The 15504-nt window shown below is 67.7% G+C and carries 16 protein-coding genes; 15 read left to right on the top strand and 1 reads right to left on the bottom strand.

The features are described from left to right. Positions 1 to 126 precede the first annotated feature (126 nt). The 4 genes from WJ16_RS28065 to WJ16_RS28050 all read left to right on the top strand — a co-directional run bounded on the left by WJ16_RS28065 (position 127) and on the right by WJ16_RS28050 (position 4067). On the top strand, positions 127 to 1275 hold the full coding sequence (locus WJ16_RS28065; RefSeq protein WP_069261177.1) for a metallophosphoesterase: 1149 nt from the start codon (positions 127 to 129) through the stop codon (positions 1273 to 1275). 350 nt (positions 1276 to 1625) lie between these two features. Next, positions 1626 to 2240 (top strand): alpha-ketoglutarate-dependent dioxygenase AlkB family protein, encoded by a 615-nt coding sequence (locus WJ16_RS28060; RefSeq protein WP_069260270.1) that lies wholly within the window; start codon positions 1626 to 1628, stop codon positions 2238 to 2240. A gap of 322 nt (positions 2241 to 2562) precedes the next feature. Then, on the top strand, positions 2563 to 2769 hold the full coding sequence (locus WJ16_RS28055; protein ID WP_059585120.1) for a hypothetical protein: 207 nt from the start codon (positions 2563 to 2565) through the stop codon (positions 2767 to 2769). A 404-nt stretch (positions 2770 to 3173) separates the two neighbouring features. Then, entirely contained in the window at positions 3174 to 4067 is an 894-nt protein-coding gene (locus WJ16_RS28050; protein WP_069260269.1) for an IclR family transcriptional regulator, read from the top strand. Positions 4068 to 4285: 218 nt separating this feature from the next. On the opposite strand, the gene WJ16_RS28045 is transcribed toward WJ16_RS28050, so the two are convergent. Beyond that, positions 4286 to 5365: a porin gene (locus WJ16_RS28045; RefSeq protein WP_069260268.1), complete on the bottom strand. Its 1080-nt coding sequence runs from the start codon at positions 5363 to 5365 to the stop codon at positions 4286 to 4288. A 445-nt stretch (positions 5366 to 5810) separates the two neighbouring features. Here WJ16_RS28045 and WJ16_RS28040 point away from each other — a divergent pair, with 445 nt between their 5' ends. From WJ16_RS28040 to WJ16_RS27990, 11 genes are all read left to right on the top strand, one after another. Continuing rightward, the gene (locus WJ16_RS28040; protein WP_027789384.1) at positions 5811 to 6128 is read left to right on the top strand and encodes a non-heme iron oxygenase ferredoxin subunit; all 318 of its coding nucleotides are present in this window, start codon (positions 5811 to 5813) and stop codon (positions 6126 to 6128) included. Between the two features lies 1 nt (position 6129). After that, a complete protein-coding gene (locus WJ16_RS28035; RefSeq protein ID WP_027789383.1) occupies positions 6130 to 6441 on the top strand; it encodes a recombinase-like helix-turn-helix domain-containing protein in 312 nt (103 codons plus the stop codon). Positions 6442 to 6495: 54 nt separating this feature from the next. Next, positions 6496 to 7566 carry an aromatic ring-hydroxylating dioxygenase subunit alpha gene (locus WJ16_RS28030; RefSeq protein ID WP_069260267.1) on the top strand — a complete coding sequence of 357 codons (1071 nt, stop codon included), beginning with the start codon at positions 6496 to 6498 and terminating at the stop codon, positions 7564 to 7566. After that, entirely contained in the window at positions 7559 to 8329 is a 771-nt protein-coding gene (locus tag WJ16_RS28025; RefSeq protein WP_069260266.1) for an SDR family oxidoreductase, read from the top strand. Before WJ16_RS28030 ends, WJ16_RS28025 begins: the two co-directional genes overlap by 8 nt. A 37-nt stretch (positions 8330 to 8366) precedes the next feature. Further along, positions 8367 to 8894, top strand: a complete 528-nt coding sequence (locus WJ16_RS28020; RefSeq protein WP_069260265.1) for a cupin domain-containing protein — start codon at positions 8367 to 8369, stop codon at positions 8892 to 8894. 17 nt (positions 8895 to 8911) lie between these two features. Next, positions 8912 to 9808 carry an alpha/beta fold hydrolase gene (locus WJ16_RS28015; protein WP_069260264.1) on the top strand — a complete coding sequence of 299 codons (897 nt, stop codon included), beginning with the start codon at positions 8912 to 8914 and terminating at the stop codon, positions 9806 to 9808. After that, positions 9805 to 10662: an IclR family transcriptional regulator gene (locus WJ16_RS28010; protein ID WP_069260263.1), complete on the top strand. Its 858-nt coding sequence runs from the start codon at positions 9805 to 9807 to the stop codon at positions 10660 to 10662. The genes WJ16_RS28015 and WJ16_RS28010 overlap by 4 nt, the downstream gene beginning before the upstream one ends. Beyond that, a complete protein-coding gene (locus tag WJ16_RS28005; protein ID WP_069260262.1) occupies positions 10659 to 11456 on the top strand; it encodes an SDR family oxidoreductase in 798 nt (265 codons plus the stop codon). Before WJ16_RS28010 ends, WJ16_RS28005 begins: the two co-directional genes overlap by 4 nt. Further along, positions 11449 to 13116 carry a thiamine pyrophosphate-binding protein gene (locus tag WJ16_RS28000; RefSeq protein WP_069260261.1) on the top strand — a complete coding sequence of 556 codons (1668 nt, stop codon included), beginning with the start codon at positions 11449 to 11451 and terminating at the stop codon, positions 13114 to 13116. Before WJ16_RS28005 ends, WJ16_RS28000 begins: the two co-directional genes overlap by 8 nt. Beyond that, on the top strand, positions 13109 to 13924 hold the full coding sequence (locus WJ16_RS27995; protein ID WP_069260260.1) for an aspartate dehydrogenase: 816 nt from the start codon (positions 13109 to 13111) through the stop codon (positions 13922 to 13924). Before WJ16_RS28000 ends, WJ16_RS27995 begins: the two co-directional genes overlap by 8 nt. 72 nt (positions 13925 to 13996) lie before the next feature. Beyond that, positions 13997 to 15487 carry an aldehyde dehydrogenase gene (locus WJ16_RS27990; protein WP_069260259.1) on the top strand — a complete coding sequence of 497 codons (1491 nt, stop codon included), beginning with the start codon at positions 13997 to 13999 and terminating at the stop codon, positions 15485 to 15487. The last annotated feature ends 17 nt before the right edge of the window (positions 15488 to 15504 follow it).

The raw sequence follows: 15504 nt of genomic DNA, 5'->3' as shown, positions 1-15504 counted from the left end.
CACAGCTGCGATCTGTGTACCATCCATAAGTATGGCGCGCCGCGCGGCACGAAGCCTCACGACGGCCTCGTCCGCCGCGCGGCGCGGAACGCGGTAACGCGGTATCGCAACGAAGGTGAACGTTCCATGCGAAGTTTCTTTGTCCGGTTCATTGCAATCGGCGTGCTGTTCCATCTGTACGTCGGGATGCGGATCATTCCCGACGCATTCGCGTCGCCGGTCGCGCGCACGATCGCCGCGCTCGTGCTGGCGAGCTTCGTCGTGCTGATTCCGGTCGGCATGTTCTCGCGCCGCTTCGACGAAGGCTGGGCGGCGACGCTGGTCGGCTGGGCCGGCGCGCTCGTGATGGGCTTCTTCTCGTCGCTGCTCCTGCTCACGCTGTTCCGCGAGTTCGTGTTGCTCGGTGTATTGACCTGGCGGCATCTCGGGCACGACGGCGCATGGCCCGGCGCGGCGACCGACACGGCGCTCGGCGTGCTGGCCGGCGCGGTGTTCGTCACGGCGGTCGGGTTCGTCGGTGCGCGCCGCACGGCGGCGGTCAAGCGCGTGTCGATTCCGGTTGCGGGGCTACCGGCCGGGCTCGACGGGCTGACGATCGTGCAACTGTCCGACATCCATGTCGGGCCGACGATCAAGCGGCCCTATGTCGAACGGATCGTGCGTGCGGTCAATGCGCTCGACGCCGACCTCGTCGTCGTGACGGGCGACGTGGTCGACGGCTCGGTCAAGCGCCTGCGCGAGCACACCGCGCCGCTCGGCCGCATGCAGTCGCGACATGGCAGTTTCCTGGTGACGGGCAACCACGAGTATTACGCCGGCGCGCATGCGTGGATCGACGAGTTCCGGCGGATCGGGCTGACGGTGCTGCTCAACGAGCACGTGCTGATCGAGCATGACGGTGCGCGCGCGGTGCTCGCGGGCGTCACCGATTTCACCGCGGGCGGGTTCGATCCCGCCCATCGCAGCGACCCTGCGCAGGCGCTGGCCGGGGCGCCGCGCGACGTCGGCACGAAGATCCTGCTCGCGCACCAGCCGCGCAGTGCGGAAGCGGCGAGCCGTGCGGGGTTCACCGTGCAGTTGTCGGGGCATACGCACGGCGGTCAGTTCCTGCCGTGGCCGCCGTTCGTGCGGCTGCAGCAGCCGGTGATCGGCGGGCTGACCCGCATCGGCGATCTGTGGCTTTATACGAGCCGCGGCACCGGGTACTGGGGGCCGCCGAACCGTTTCGGCGTGCCGTCCGAGATCACGCTGATCCGGCTGACGCGCGGCCGGTAGTGCGCCTTCCCCCTTTCGGAAAAATCATTCGTGGAGCCGATGCAAGACCGGCGTAGGCGGGCACGGGCGCCGGCCGTCACGCGATGCGCGCGATGTCGTCGAAGTCGAAGCGCGGGCTGCGGGGGAACAGGTCGGCCGGCTGGCTGGCGGAAGAGAGCGGCGCCGTTCGGCAGGGTGCGCTGCGACACGCCGCGATGATCGCGTGACGGGCGAACGCGCATCGCGTGAGGCACCATGCGGGACGCGGCGGTTACCTTCCATCCGCGAATGACAGCGCATGGCGGTGCGCGATGCCGTTGGCTAGTATGCAGGCATGCACCGCTCGCTGCGTTCATCGCGTTCCTTTCGACATGTCGACCCCCGATCTCTTCGCTGACACGCCGGCCCCCGAAGTGGACTGGTACCCGGACTGGCTCGCGCCGCCAGATGCCGATCGCGCGCTGGCCGCGCTGATCGTCGAGGTCGCGTGGAAGCAGGATACGATCCGCACGCCGCGCGGCCGCATTCCGTTGCCGCGGCTCACCGCGTGGCAGGGCGAGCCGGATGCCGTCTACGTGTATTCGGGCATCCGCAACGTGCCGGCGCCGTGGACGCCGGCCGTGTTGGACCTGAAGCGCGCGGTCGAGGCGACGTGCGGCGCAAGTTTCAACAGCGTGCTGCTCAATCGCTACCGCAACGGGCAGGACAGCCTCGGCTGGCACGCGGACAACGAGCCCGAGCTCGGCGACGCGCCGGTGATCGCGTCGGTGAGCCTCGGCGCGATGCGCGTGTTCGATCTTCGTCATCGCGCGACCGGCGTCACGCATGCGTATCGTCTCGTGCACGGCAGCCTGCTCGTGATGCGCGGGCGCACGCAGGCCGAATGGCAGCATCGTGTGCCGAAAGCGCCGGGCGTGCAGGGCGAGCGCGTGAACCTGACGTTCCGGCGCGTGGTGCTGGCCGATGTCGGGCGGTCACAGCCCTGATCGACGGGGACTTCGGAAGATTCGTGCCCCGTTTTCGCGATTCACGGGCGACCGATGCAGGCAAGCGTTCGCGTGTGCGGCACGTTGCCGCACGAGCGCCGCGCCGTGTACGCCAAAACGGCGCTGAGGCCCGTGGCATATGGGTTTCAGGCAAACTCGATCGACCGCCTGGTTTTGATAGATGAGTGAAACCTCTGATGGTGCGTCGCAACAATCATTGACTAGACTCACGATTGGCAGAATCGCGTCGAGTCCCGGCGCGATCTTTTCGACATGCTCCGAGCGTCGCCGATGCGACGCGCAAGGGGCAGGAGCACAACGCGTGACCGTATTCGACCCTTCCTTCGAACCCTCGCTGCACGTCTTTGAACAAGACGGCGGATGGCAATGGGCGCTGACGGTGAAGCGGGCGACCGGCGTCGGCGTGAAAGTCGTCGCGTTCAGCCGGGAAGGCTTTCGCGGCGAAGCCGAGGCTTATGCAGCCGGCCAGCTTGCCCGCGCCGAGTATGACGCCGCCGTGACGGCCTGACGCCGTCGCGTCGCGCCGTCGCGTCGATTTCGCCCGAGGATCGTCTTCATCATTTGCCGCCCGGTGTCGGGCGGTTTTCCGATCGTTTTCCGTTTTTCCGTGCGCTCCACGCGGTTGCCCCGTGCGCTTCGCGCAACAGCGCTCGCGGCGCGTCTGTCCATTTGCGTCACCTGCGCCAAATGGTCCGTTCCATTCGACACGTGCGGGCCATGCGCCGCGCTTCACGTTCCTGCATGGCGTCGCGCCTTCCATCGCTGCTATCCTCTCGACCGTGAATGACTGACTCTCCACGGCGTCGCGATGCGAGCGGGTATGAACCCGCGTGCGCACTGAGGTAGCATGACTGACTATCCACGACGATCCGTGACCTGTTTCGTGACTGATTTCCTACCGTCCATGTCCACATGGCCAAGACAACGATGAGCGGCGCACCCGACCGCGCGGCGCCCGCCGACGACGAATCGTCCGGCGGCGCGTCGTCCTACCTGGTGCCGGGCCTCGAACGCGGGCTGCGGATTCTCGCCGAATTCTCCGCGCGCGAGCCCGTGCTCGGCGCGCCCGAGTTGTCGAAGCGCATCGGCATTCCGCGCACGACCACGTTCCGCCTGCTGCAGACGCTCGAAGCGCTCGGCTTCCTCGAGCGCGTGAACGGCGACCGCTATTTCCGGCTGGGTGTCGGCGTGCTGCGGCTCGGCTTCGAATACCTGAATTCGCTCGAACTGACCGATCTCGGCGCGCCCGTGCTCGAACGGTTGCGCGATGCCACCGGCTTTTCGACGCATCTGCTGATCCGCGACCAGCGCGACGTCGTGTTCGTCGCGAAAGCGCAGAGCAACGCGTCGATGTTCGGCTCGGTGAAGGTGCACGTCGGCACGCGCCTGCCCGCGCATGCGACCGTGCACGGCCACGTGCTGATGGGCGACCTGACGCGCGACGCGCTGCGCCAGCTCTATCCGGAAAAGCGCCTCGAGCAGTTCACCGAGCGCACGCCGGGCACCGTCGACGAACTGTACGAACGCGTGCGCCATTACGCGCGGCTCGGCTATGCGGTCAGCGAGGCGGCGTTCGAGAGCGGCATCTCCGCCGTGACGGCGCCGGTGCGCGATCATTCGGGCTCGATCGTCGCGGCGATCACCGCGACGGTGCCGCGCTCGGAGATCGGCGAGGCCGGCGAGAAGGAGCGGCTCGTCGAAGCCGTGTGCGGCGCGGCGGTCGACCTGTCGCAGCGGCTGAACTATCGTCCGCTCGAAAGCGACCCGACGTTCGCGCACGCGCGCCACAAGGTCGCGATGTTCTGAGGGTTCCGGTTTCCGGTGCGCGACCGGCTCGCGGCCGCGCATCGATCGCGCTTGCGCGCCAGCGTCTGTGTGCCGATCCCTGGAAATCTCCCGGTATTCGGGCGACTCGATGCGCCGATGCGCGGATGCGTCGTCGGCAAACGACATCAGTACTCCCCAAGACAAAAGCGGCCCGCGGGCCGCTTTTGTCGTATCGGGCGCCGAACGCCCGACCCCGTTCAGAACGAGTGGTGAATCCCGGTCAGCACGATCACCTGGTTCGCGGTGCTCGACACGCCTGCCGTGAAGAACGCGGCCTTCGCGCCGCCCGACCCGTGTTCGTACAACACGTTCGCATAGAGTTGCGTGCGCTTCGACAGCGCATAGATGTCGCCGAGCTCGACCTGCGTCCAGCGGCGGCCGGCCAGCGTCGTGGTCGCCGCGCCGCCCGCGATCGTGTTGAACGCGCTGCTGCGGTAGTTCACGCCCGCATCGTAGCTCTGGAACGTGTCCGAAAAGCCGTTCGACTGCATCTTCGTACGCGTGTACAGGCCATGCACGAGGAAGTCGCCGAACTGGTAGGACGCGCCCGCACCGATGTTCTCCACCTTGCTCGCTGTGTAGCCGTTCGCGGTGTTCTGCCCCTGGAACGACGTGATGCCGGTCGTGCCGATCAGGATCGAGCGGTCGTGCTCGTTCGAGTACACGGCCGACGCCTTGAACGGCCCGTTCGCATAATTCAGCGCGACGCCGACCGATTTGCCGGTCGAGAAGTTCGTCGTGTTGCCGAGCGCCATCGTCGCCGCGGCCGAGAAGCCCGCGAAGGCCGGCGACCGGTACTTGACCGAGTTGTTGTACGGCACGTTGCCGGTCGCGGCGAGACCGTCGATGTTGCCTGGGTGGAACGCGTACCAGCTCATCGCGAGGTAGGCTGTGCTGAGCGGATCGAGATAGTCGAACGACAGCGGCGTCTGGCGGCCGAGCGTCAGCGTGCCGTAGCGCTCCGAACCGAGGCCGACGAATGCCGCGCGGTTCCAGATCGTGTTCGCGGTCGCGAACTGCCCGTTGTTCGTATAGAAGCCGTTTTCGAGCTGGAAGATCGCCGACAGGCCGTCGCCGAGGTCTTCCTTGCCCTTCAGGCCCCACCGGTCGGGCTGCGTATTGCCCTGGATCATCGCCCACTTCGCATGGCCGCCGACGTTGTTCACGTAAGCGACCCCCGCATCGAGGCTGCCGTACAGCACCACGCTGCTCTGCGCCCACGCGCCCGACGCGGCGCCCAATCCGATCACTGCTGCTGCTACCGCTTGCTTGACCATTTGATCTCCTGAATCTCCGTACCTGATGAAAACGTGCCATGGCGGCATGCACGGAAGAACGGCCGGCCATCGTGCGTTTTCGCCATCGAGTGGGCATTTTTGTGTTCCATATAAGGAACAGTGTGCCTCTGATGGAATGGAGTATAGAGGCGTCGGGCGGCGAGTCAAAAATAAATTTTTCGGGACGGATGAGCTTGCGGTGCGACCCGGCTGCGCGGAGCGAATCCGTGAAAAAGTCGGTAAATCCCTGCCGAATAACAAAAAATTACATTCGATAAGGTAGGGCGGCGGGTTCGTTGAGCGCGCGGTCGGTGTTTTCCCTAGGACATGCAGCTTTTTGTTTTACTCGTGGAAAGTCGCTCCTATAATCACCATCCATAAACTGCTGTTCCGGATATGGAACAAATCGGAACAAACCGAGCGTCGCTCAGAAGGAAGGGTTGAGATGTCTGAACAATGGATTTGCGCCGGACACGCCGGCGCGCTGTCGGAAGACACGCCGATCGAGTTCAAGCGGACCGACGGCGTCGAAATCGGGATCTACCGCGTCGGCGACGACGTGTATGCGCTCGAGAACGTATGTCCGCATGCGTACGCGCTGCTGACGCAGGGGTTCGTCGACGAAGGCACCGTCGAATGCCCGCTGCACGAGGCCGTGTTCGACATCAGGACGGGCGAATGCCTGAAGGGTCCGGGCGGGCGCGCACTGAAGCAGTACGCGGTGCGCCTCGCCGGCGAGGAAATCCAGATCAAGGTGGAATGACATGAAAGAAGCGACCGTCAACTTCAATCCCTTCCTGAAGCCGTGGGTGGCGCCGCAGCCGAACAACGTCGCGGGCAAGGGGCAGATCGAGATCCCCGGCCAGGTCGAGAACCAGGTCTGGCAGAACCGCAAGGCCGCGCCGACCCAGTACGAAAACGACCTCGGCGACGCGCTCGAACGCGTGTTCGAAGCCGGCGCGACCGAGCTGGACGACGTCGTCGCGGGCCTGAACCGCATCGGCTTCCGCGCGCCGGACGGCACCGCGTGGACCGCCGAGCGCTTCCGCGCCGAAATGGCCTCGCTCGCGGAGTGAGCGCGCTGACGCGCTGACCGCCGAGCCGACGACAACCGCATCCGGAGCACACTGATGACGTCCCCCGCACAACACGCAGTCCAACACGACCCGGTCCGTGACTATCTCGACCGCGGCATCAAGAACTACTGGTATCCCGTTGCGCCGAGCTGGCAGGTGTCGAATGCGCCTGTCGGCCTCACGCGCCTGTCCGAGCAGATCGTGCTGTGGCGCGATCACGACGGCAAGGTCCATGCGCTCGAAGATCGCTGCCCGCACCGCGGCGCGCGCCTGTCGCTCGGCTGGAACCTCGGCGGCAACATCGCCTGCTGGTATCACGGCATCGAAGTTGACGGCGGCGGCACGGTCAACCGCGTGCCGGCCGTGTCGAACTGTCCGCTCGAAGGCACGAAGTGCGTGAAGTCGTACCCGGTCGAAGAGAAGGCCGGCGCGATCTTCCTGTGGTTCGGCGACGAAGCGCACGGCGAGCCGGCGCCGCTGAACCTGCCGGAAGAACTGGTCGCCGACGAATACGCGCACTTCCTGTGCGTGTCGAACTGGAAGTGCAATTACCAGTACGCGATCGACAACGTGATGGACCCGATGCACGGTGCGTACCTGCATGCCACCTCGCACTCGATGGCCGAAGGCGACAAGCAGGCCGACATGCGCGTGCGCAAGACGGAAACGGGCCTGATGTTCGAGAAGGTCGGCCAGCGCGACGTGAACTTCGACTGGGTCGAGCTCGGCGAAACGGGCTGCCTGTGGATGCGCCTCGCGATTCCGTACAAGCAGAAGTTCGGCCCGGGCGGCAACTTCGGGATCATCGGCTTCGCGACGCCGGTCGACGGCGACCACTGCCAGGTCTACTTCTGGCGCACGCGCAAGGTCAGCGGCTGGCAGCGCGACGTGTGGCGCTTCATGTATCGCAACCGCCTCGAGGGGCTGCACTGGGACGTGCTCGAGCAGGACCGCTACGTCCTCGAAAGCCTCGCGCCGCAGGCCCGCGATCACGAATACCTGTATCAGCACGACGTCGGCATCACGCGCGTGCGCCGGATGCTGCGCCAGCGTGCGCAGGAGCATCTCTCCGCGCTCGACGCGCATCGTGCGGCGCAGGCCGCGGCGGAGCCGTCGAATGGCTGAGCGCGCTCCGGTCGTGTCGCTCGCGGGGCGCCGCGTGCTCGTCACGGGCGGCGCGCGCGGGCTTGGCGCGGCGTTCGTGACCGCGCTCGTCGATGCGGGCGCGCAGGTCGCGTTCGGCGACGTGCTGGCCGATGAAGGCCGTGCGCTTGCCGCGCAACTCGCCGAAGCGGGCCACGGCGCGCATTTCTTTGCACTCGATCTCGCCGATCCGGCGAGCGTCGACGCGTTCGTCGCGCAGGGCGCGGCGGCGCTCGGCGGCATCGACGCGCTGATCAACAACGCGGCGATCACGAACTCGGGCGGCAAGCTGTCGACGGAGCTCGACGTGTCGACCTGGGACGCCGTGATGAACGTGAACGTGCGCGGCGTGTGGCTCGTCAGCAATGCGGCGCTGCCGCACCTCGCGCAGTCGGGCCGCGGCGCGATCGTGAACCTCGCATCGGACACCGCGCTGTGGGGCGCGCCGAAGCTGCTCGCGTACGTCGCCAGCAAGGGTGCAGTGATCGCGATGACGCATGCGCAGGCGCGCGAATTCGGCGCGCACGGCGTGACGGTCAACGCGATCGCGCCGGGGCTCACCGAAGTCGAGGCGACCGCCTACGTGCCGGCCGAGCGCCACGCGTTCTACATGCAGGGCCGCGCGCTGACGCGCGCGCAGGTGCCCGACGACGTGACGGGCCCGGTGCTGTTCCTGCTGTCGGACGGCGCGCGCTTCGTGACGGGCCAGTTGCTGCCGGTCAACGGCGGCTTCGTGATGAATTGACTGAACTGAAGTTTTCACTCTGATGAAGGAGAGGACGATGGCGGACGCCGATCTCGAACGCAAGTCGTGGGACCAGCCGGAAGGCGCAAGCTTCAACGACTGGATGGAAGGGCGCGTGGCGCGCTATGCGACGCGTCGCTACGACTGGGACGCACTGAAGTTCCAGGCCGACTACGACCCGAAGTACCGCCGCGCGCAGATGCGCTACGTCGGCACGGGCGGCACGGGCGTCGCGAAGGACGTCAACACGGTGCCGGCCGGCGGCTTCACGTTCTCGACGATGGTCATCCCGGCCGGCAACATCGGCCCGAGCCACATCCACATGGACGTCGAGGAAATCTTCTTCGTGCTGCGCGGCAAGATGAAGGTGATCTGCGAGCGTGACGGCGAGACGTGGGAGGCGGTCCTCGGCGAGCGCGACCTGATCTCGGTGCCGCCGGGCGTGTATCGCACGGAAATCAACATCGGCGAGGAAGATGCGCTGATGTGCGTGATGCTCGGTTCGCCGAAGCCGGTCACGCCGACGTATCCGCCCGATTCGCCGCTCGCGAAGATCAAGCGTTGAGACGGAGCGGCTGAGCAATGAGTGTCATCGACAAACGTGAACGCGACCGCACCGCGGCGTTCGCCGCGCTGCTCGGGCAGTTTCCCGAACAGCGTTGCGCGGCCGGCGCAGCGGGCACGATCGGCTACCGTGAGGCCGGCGCGCAGCATGCGGGCCGCGCGCTGCCCGTCGTGCTGCTGCACGGCATCGGGTCGGGCGCCGCATCGTGGGTGCGCCAGCTCGACACGCTCGGCGCATCGCGGCGCGTGCTCGCGTGGGATGCGCCCGGTTACGGCGTGTCGACGCCGGTGCACGGCGAGTCGCCGGCCGCCGCCGATTACGCGGCGTCGCTGAACGCGTGGCTCGAGGCACTCGGCATCGAACGCTGCGTGCTGGTCGGCCACTCGCTCGGCGCGATCATCGCGGGCGGTCTCGCCCGCGCGATGCCCGCGCGGATCGCCGGCCTGCTGCTGGTGTCGCCCGCGGGCGGCTACGGCAGCGCGCCCGCCGAAACGCGCGAATCGCGCCGCGACGCGCGGCTCGCGATGCTCGCCGCACTCGGCCCGGCGGGGCTCGCCGAGCAGCGCAGCGGCAACATGCTGTCCGGTTTCGCGAACGAGGAGGCGCGCGCGTGGGTGCGCTGGAACATGGCGCGCATCGTGCCGGCCGGCTACGCGCAGGCCACGCATCTGCTCGCGAACGCCGATCTCGCGGCCGATCTCGCCGGTTTTCGCGGCCGCACGGCCGTGGCCGTCGGCGCGAACGACGCGATCACGCCGCCTGCCGCGTGCGAGCGGATCGCCGCGGCCGCGCACGTCGGGCTGCAGGTGATTCCGCAAGCCGGTCATGCCGGCTATGTCGAGGCACCGGCCGTTTATTCCGCACTGATCGACACGTTCTGCCGTCAGTGCGACTCGCAGCGGGGGCTGGCATGAACGAACCGCTGAAACAACCCGAACTCGAGAACGCGAAGGCCGAAGCCAGTTACGTCGTGCCCGGCCTCGAACGCGGGCTGCGGATCCTCGCGGAATTCTCGCCGCGCGAGCCCGTGCTCGGTGCGCCCGAGCTGTCGAAGCGGCTCGGCATTCCGCGCACGACGGTGTTCCGTCTGCTGCAGACGCTCGAATCGCTCGGCTTCCTCGAGCGCGCGGACAAGGATCGCAACTACAAGCTCGGCATCGCCGTGCTGCGGCTCGGTTTCGAATACCTGAGCTCGCTGGAGCTGACCGATCTCGGCCTGCCGGTGATCGAGAGCCTGCGCGATGCGACCGGCTTCACGACGCACATCGTGATCCGCGACGGCCGCGACGTGGTGTTCGTCGCGAAGGCGCAGAGCCAGGCGCCGGTGTTCAGCTCGATCCGCGTGAACGTCGGCACGCGCCTGCCCGCGCATGCGACGACGCACGGCCACGTGCTGATGGGCGACCTGTCGTTGAAGGAACTGCAAGCGCTGTATCCGGAAGGCACGCTGAACCGGATGACGAACGCGACGCCGGAAACGGTCGACGCGCTGTATGCGGTGATCCGCGAGGATGCGCTGCGCGGCTACGGCGTCAGCAACTCGTCGTTCGAGCGCGGCATTTCGGTGGTCACGGCGCCGGTGCGCAACGAAACGCAGCGGATCGTCGCGTGCATCACGGTGACGGTGCCGCGGCCGGAAATCGACGCGGCGCTGATCGCGGACGGCCTGATCGACAAGGTGCAGCGCGCGGCGGCGGAACTGTCGCGGCGGCTCAATTACCGCTCGGACGACGAGCACACGTTCATGAAAGCATTAGGACTCCGATGATTCAGATCGATCTGACCGGGCAGGTGGCGGTAGTGACGGGCGGTTCGTCCGGCATCGGCCTCGCGACCGCCGAACGGTTTCTGCAGGCGGGCGCATCGGTCGCGATTTGCGGCCGGGACGGCGAGCGCCTCGCGCGCGCCGAAGCGATGCTCGTCGAAAAATATCCGGGCGCGCAATTGCTCGCCGTGCGCTGCAACGTGCTCGACGAAGCCGACGTGGCGGCGTTCGCGCAGGCGGTTTCCGCGCGCTTCGGCCGCGCCGACATGCTGGTCAACAACGCCGGCCAGGGCCGCGTATCGACCTTCGCCGACACGACCGACGACGCGTGGCGCGAAGAGCTCGAACTGAAGTATTTCAGCATCATCCGCCCGACGCGCGCGTTCCTGCCGCTGCTGCGCGACGCGCAGGCGCCGACGATCACCTGCGTGAACTCGCTGCTCGCGCTGCAGCCGGAGCCGCACATGGTCGCGACGTCGTCGGCGCGCGCGGGCGTGCTGAGCCTCGTGAAGTCGCTCGCGACCGAACTCGCGCCGCAGCGCATCCGCGTGAACTCGATCCTGATCGGCATCGTCGAGTCGGGGCAGTGGCGCCGCCGCTACGAAGCGCAGGCGCAGGCCGGCGAAAGCTGGGACGACTGGACGGGCGCGCTCGCCCGCAAGAAGAACATTCCGCTGAACCGCTTCGGCAAGCCTGACGAGGCCGCCTGGGCGCTCTTTTATCTCGCAACGCATCTGTCGTCCTACACGACGGGCAGCCATATCGACGTTTCTGGAGGCTTTGCACGCCATGTCTAAAAAAACCACGGTTGGCGAGCTGATTGCCGCCTTTCTCGAGCAGTGCGGCGTGAAGACCGCATTCGGTGTCATCTCGATCCACAACATGCCGATCCTCGACGCGATCAACTCGCGCGGCAACATCCGGTACGTCGGCGCGCGCGGCGAAGCTGGTGCGTTGAACATGGCCGACGGCCTGGCCCGCGTGTCGGGCGGCCTCGGCGTCGCGTTCACGAGCACGGGCACGGCGGCCGGCAACGCGGCCGGCGCGATGGTCGAGGCGCTGACGGCCGGCACCGCGCTGCTGCACGTGACGGGGCAGATCGAAACGCCGTATCTGGATCAGGATCTCGCGTACATCCACGAAGCGCCCGATCAGCTGTCGATGCTCGACTCGATCTCGAAGGCCGCGTTCCGCGTGCGCACCGTCGAAACCGTGCTGCCGACGATCCGCGAAGCCGTGCGCGTCGCGCAGACCGCACCGACGGGCCCCGTGTCCGTCGAGATTCCGATCGACATCCAGGCCGCCGAAATCGAATGGCCGGACGACCTTGCGCCGGCGTACGTCGCGGTGCGCGAACACGACTCCGCACGCGTCGCGAAGCTCGCCGACGCGCTGGCCGAGAAGCGCCGCCCGCTGCTGTGGCTCGGCGGCGGCGCGCGCCACGCACGCGAGGAAGTCGAACGCCTCGTGAAGCTCGGCTTCGGCGTCGTGACGAGCGTGCAGGGCCGCGGCGTGCTGCCGGAGGATCACCCGGCCACGCTCGGCGCATTCAACGTGCATGCGTCCGTCGAAGCGTTCTACAAGACCTGCGATGCGCTCGTCGTCGTCGGCTCGCGCCTGCGCGGCAACGAGACGTTGAAGTACAAGCTCGGGCTGCCGCAGCCGCTGTTCCGCGTCGATGCCGATGCGCTCGCCGACAACCGCGGCTATCGCAACGCGCTGTTCGTGCACGGCGATTCGAAGCGCGTGCTGGCCGAGCTGGCCGACCGCCTCGAAGGCCGCCTGACGGTCGATCCGCAGTTCGCGGTCGATCTCGCGACGGCCCGCGAACAGGCGGTGGCCGACGTGTCGAAGGGCCTCGGGCCGTACAAGCAGCTCGTCGACACGCTGCAGGCCGCCGTCGGCCGCGACTACAACTGGGTGCGCGACGTGACGATCTCGAACAGCACGTGGGGCAACCGCCTGCTGAAGATCTTCGAGCCGCGCTCGGGCGTGCATGCGCTCGGCGGCGGCATCGGCCAGGGCATCCAGATGGGCATCGGCGCGGCGCTCGCGGGCGCGGCTGCGAAGACGGTCTGCCTCGTCGGCGACGGCGGCCTGATGGTCAACGTCGGCGAACTCGTCACGGCCGTGCAGGAAAACGCGAACGTGATGATCGTGCTGATGAACGACCAGTGCTACGGCGTGATCCGCAACATCCAGGACGCGCATTACGGCGGCCGCCGCTGCTTCGTGCAGCTGCACCAGCCGGATTTCGCGCAGTTCTGCGCGAGCTTCGGCCTCACGCACTACCGGATCACGTCGCTCGACGACGCCGAAGCGATCGTGCGCGAAGGGATGGCGAAGGAAGGCCCGGTGATGGTCGAGGTCGACATGCTGTCGGTCGGCTCGTTCGCGTCGAATTTCGCGGGCCCGCCGGTCAAGAAGGAAGAACCGTCGGAGCGCCAGTATGCGTAACGGCCACGCACCCGTCGACGTCGCGATGATCGGCTTCGGTGCGATCGGCGCGGCCGTGTACCACGCGGTCGAGCACGATGCGTCGCTGCGCATCGCGCACGTGATCGTGCCGGAACACCAGCGCGCGGCGGTGCAGCGCGAGCTGGGCGGCGCGGTGGAGGTCGTGTCGTCGGTCGACGCACTGGCCCGCCGCCCCGGGTTCGCGCTCGAATGCGCGGGCCACAGCGCGCTCGTCGATCACGTCGTGCCGCTGCTGAAGGCCGGCACCGACTGCGCGGTCGCGTCGATCGGCGCGCTGTCCGATCTCGCGCTGCTCGACGTGCTCGCGCAGGCTGCCGACGAAGGCGACGCAACCGTGACGCTGCTGTCCGGCGCGATCGGCGGCATCGACGCGCTGGCGTCCGCGAAGCAGGGCGGCCTCGACGAAGTGCTGTACGTCGGCCGCAAGCCGCCGCTCGGCTGGCTCGGCACGCCCGCCGAAGAACTGTGCGACCTGCGCGCGATGACCGAGGAGAAAGTGATCTTCGAAGGCACCGCGCGCGACGCCGCGCGGCTGTATCCGAAGAACGCGAACGTCGCGGCGACCGTCGCGCTCGCGGGCCTCGGCCTCGATGCGACGCACGTGCGGCTGATCGCCGATCCGGCGGTCGAGCGCAACGTGCATCGCATCACCGCGCGCGGCGCGTTCGGCGAGATGTCGCTGGAAATGAGCGGCAAGCCGCTGCCCGACAACCCGAAGACGTCCGCGCTGACGGCGTACAGCGCGATCCGCGCGCTGCGCAACCGCGCGGCCCGCTGCGTGATCTGACCGGGCCATTGAATGCCCGCCCGCGCCACGGCGCGGGCGAGCCTGCAGAGACAGATTTGTGGGACTTGTGACATGACTCCTTTCGATACGCGCCTCGTACCCGACGGCAACATCCTGATCGGCGGCGAATGGCGGCGCGGCCGTGGCGCGCCTTACGCGAGCATCTATCCGGCCGACCAGTCGCTGAACATGGAAGTGTCGACCGCGGACGCGCAAGACGCGGCCGACGCCGTCGTGGCCGCCGATGCCGCGTGGCGCCGCGCCGACTGGGCCGGGCTGAAGCCGCATCTGCGCGCGCAGGTGCTGTACCGCATCGCCGATCTGATCATGCAGCGCCACGAAGCGCTCGCGAACCTGCAGCGTCGCGACAACGGCAAGCCGATCGGCGAGACGCGCGTGCTGGTGGCGAGCGCCGCGAACACGTTCCGCTATTTCGCGGCGTGCCTCGAAACGCTCGACGAAGAGCTGACCCCGTCGCGCGGCGACTACCTGACGATGAGCGTGTACGAGCCGATCGGCGTGATCGCGGCGATCACGCCGTGGAATTCACCGATCGCGTCCGACGCGCAGAAGCTCGCGCCGGCGCTCGCGGGCGGCAACGCGGTGGTGTTGAAGCCGGCCGAAGTCACGCCGCTCGTGTCGCTCGCGCTGGCGCGCATCTGCGAGGAAGCCGGCGTGCCGAAGGGCGTGCTGAGCGTGCTGCCGGGCAAGGGCTCGGTGATCGGCGACGTGCTCGTGCGGCATCCGCTGGTGAAGAAGGTGTCGTTTACCGGCGGCACCGAAGTGGGCCGCGGCATCGCGCGCATCGCGGCCGAGAAGCTGATGCCCGTGTCGCTCGAACTCGGCGGCAAGTCGCCGACGATCGTATGCGACGACGCCGATCTCGATCACGCGGTCAACGGCGTGCTGTACGGCATCTTCAGCTCGTCGGGCGAAGCGTGCATCGCGGGCTCACGGCTGTTCGTGCAGCGCTCGGTGTACGACGAATTCATGCGACGCCTGGTGGCCGGCGCCCGCAAGCTGCGCGTGGGCGACCCGACGCGGCCCGACACGCAGATGGGGCCGCTGATCACCGCGAAGCATCGCGAATCGGTGGAGCGCTACGTCGCGCTCGGCCTCGAGGAAGGCGGCCGCCTGCTGTGCGGCGGCGAGCGGCCGTCGGGCGACGGCCGCGAAGACGGCTTCTTCTATCAGCCGACGATTCTCGAAGGTCTGCCGAACAGCGCGCGCATCTGCCAGGAAGAAATCTTCGGGCCGGTGCTCGTCGCGATGCCGTTCGACGACGAAGCGTCGCTGATCGTGCAGGCGAACGACAGCGTGTTCGGTCTTGCGGCCGGCATCTGGACGCGCGACTACAAGCGCGCATGGCGCATCGCGCGTGCGCTGGAGACGGGCACCGTCTGGATCAACACGTACAAGCTGTTTTCGATCTCCACGCCGTTCTCGGGCTGGAAGGAGAGCGGGATGGGGCGCGAGAAGGGGCGTCTCGGCATCCGCGAGTACATGCAGCAGAAGAGCCTCTACTGGGGATTGAACGACGCGCCGCTGCCGTGGGCGAACTGAGCGAAGGGGAATGACGC

The sequence above is a fragment of the Burkholderia metallica genome (assembly GCF_001718555.1).
GTDB lineage: Bacteria > Pseudomonadota > Gammaproteobacteria > Burkholderiales > Burkholderiaceae > Burkholderia > Burkholderia metallica.
The sequence above is the reverse complement of the archived record's forward strand: the minus strand, read 5'-3'. Positions and strand labels throughout refer to the sequence as shown.